Source organism: Streptomyces sp. NPDC005574 (assembly GCF_040605435.1).
GTDB lineage: Bacteria > Actinomycetota > Actinomycetes > Streptomycetales > Streptomycetaceae > Streptomyces.
The window spans coordinates 1-2,156 of record NZ_JBEXCW010000269.1 but is presented as its reverse complement, the minus strand read 5'-3'; the positions used below and the strand labels follow the sequence as shown (position 1 = coordinate 2,156).

General features: G+C 67.0%; 2 protein-coding genes and 1 pseudogene. All 3 read right to left on the bottom strand.

Going from position 1 to position 2,156, the window contains the following annotated elements; genetic code table 11:
- Positions 1-113: 113 nt before the first annotated feature.
- Entirely contained in the window at positions 114-395 is a 282-nt protein-coding gene (locus ABZT03_RS43955; protein WP_356049892.1) for a transposase, read from the bottom strand.
- A gap of 294 nt (positions 396-689) precedes the next feature.
- A pseudogene (locus ABZT03_RS43950) lies at positions 690-914 on the bottom strand (transposase); the annotation flags it as partial.
- Entirely contained in the window at positions 830-2,020 is a 1,191-nt protein-coding gene (locus ABZT03_RS43945; RefSeq protein WP_356049893.1) for a transposase, read from the bottom strand. The pseudogene ABZT03_RS43950 and the gene ABZT03_RS43945, both read right to left, overlap by 85 nt.
- Positions 2,021-2,156: the final 136 nt, after the last annotated feature.

Genomic DNA, 2,156 nt, shown 5'->3' with positions numbered 1-2,156 from the left:
CGGATACGACCTCAACACTCGCATCCTCGCAGGCCACGGGCACCTTCTGCTGATACCCGATCAGATCACCTCAGCCGCTGAATATCCGAGGTCGATGAACTCGAACTTGTCGCTCACCGAGGATCCTTGGCAAAGTACGCTGCGACTTTTTCCAGGAAAGCGACCTTTTGCCGCAGTTCCCTCAGTTCGCGTTCCTGCTCGCGGAGCCGTGCCCGTTCATCCACGGTGAGAGGCGGATCCTCTCCCGCGTGCTCACGACGGTAGGCGTTGACCCAATTCCCGAGTGTGCCTTCGATAAGTCCGAGTTCCCGGGCGACCGGACGCGACGTCTCGAGCACTATCTTCACCGCCTCTTCCCGATATTCAGGAGTGAACTTCCCGCGTTTCTGCGACAACCGATTCCCTTTCCGAACAGACCCACTGTAATGGGACCACTGTCCGGAAACTTCGGGGCGCCTCAGAGCCACCCTCCGAGCCGGACAGAAACGGAGCAATGCTCAAGACTTGTGGATCGGCTTCGGGTGGGGTGCCTAGGAGCGTGTCCCGGTAACGGGCAAGCAGGCTGGTGCCGTCATTGATGGGGCCGGTCGCGGCCGCTGTGCTGGCGTGTGCGGGGCGACAGTCGGGTGTCCTGCCAGTCGGAGGGCGGCCTTGCGGGGCCCGGTGGCCGGGCCGGGAGGCCCGGTGGGTCAGCTGGTTGCGGTGGCGAGCCCCGCGGTCCCGGCATGTCGGAAGATCTTGCGGAGGTTGTGGCAGGCGGCCAGCAGCCGCCACTCGCCTCGCGCTGCGTCCTCACCGCGCAGGAGGAGCCGGCGGCCGTTCTGGCAAGTCATGATCTGACCGAAGACCGGCTGGCTGGCTCGACGATGGCTTTTCGGCGGGCGTAGGCGGCTTTGCCGGACTTGGTCCGTAGCTTGCGGGCCATGCGCTCCTTCAGCGTGGCGTCCTTGGGGATGCGTCCGCGGGGTACAGGCGGGACCGGTTCGTCGTGCTTGAGCCGGCCGGTGGCCATGAACGTCTCAGTGCCGCAGGCCAGTTGCCGCTCCTTCGCGGCTTCGAGGTTGGTCTCGGAGCAGTAGCCGGCGTCGACCAGGGCCTGCGTGGGGTGGGTGCCGGTGTTCTGCGCGGACTGGTCGAGCATGGCGGTGTAGTTCAGCGCGTCGGAGGGGTTGGTCGTCAGGTCGGCGGCGGTGATGACCTGATGCTGCTCGTCGACGACGGCCTGAGCGTTGTAGGCCTGGATGTAGGCGCCGTCGCTGTTCTTCATGATCCGCGAGTCGGGATCGGTGAAGTTGGCCTGCGCCTTGGGCTTGGGCCGGGCAGTGCCGGCGGCCTTGTTCCCGGCCCCGGTGACGGCCTGCTCGTCGCTGGTGCCGGCGCGTTCCTGGCGAAGGCGTTCCTTGTCCTCGGCGTGGCGGCGGGCCTTCTCGGCGGCTTCGGCCTCGATCTGGGCGCGGGCGGCCTGCAGCTTGGCCAAGCGCTTCTCGCGGCGGCCCAGCTCGGCGGGCAGGTCGGCCTCCTTGCCATCGGGGCCGAACCGCTCGTCCTCGGCGGTATCGGTGGCCTCGGCATCCGCCAGCAGGGCGGCAGCCTTGGCCTCCAGTTCGGCGATCTCGGCCTCGATGCGTTCCTCCTTGTCGACCAGCCGCCCGTAGCTCATCGCCTTGTGCTTGGAGGCATTCGCTTGCAGCTTCGTGCCGTCCAGAGCGACGCGGCCCATCTTGACCATGCCGAGTTTCTGCGCGAGGTGCAGGGACTGGAGGAACAGGTCGGCGAGCGCGTCGAGGTGGCGGCGGCGGAAGCGGGCGATCGAGCGGAAGTCAGGGGCCTGGTCGGCGGCCAGGAACCGGAAGGCGACGTCGTCGACACACTTGCGCTGGATCGCCCGGGAGGAGCGCACGCCGGTGGTATAGCCGTAGATCAGCAGGCGCACCATCAGCCGTGGGTCGTAGGGCGGGTAGCCGCGCTTGTCCGTGTAGTCGGCCAGGATCGGCGTGAGGTCGAGCGTCTGGTCGACCAGGTCCGCGACGAACCGGGCCAGGTGATCCTCGGGCAGCCAGTCTGAGGTGACCCCCGGAGTGTGGACACAGGGGTTTCATGCCGTGAGGGAGAGTGTAACCGGGCTCTGATGCTGCTGTTCGAACTCCAGTGGCGAG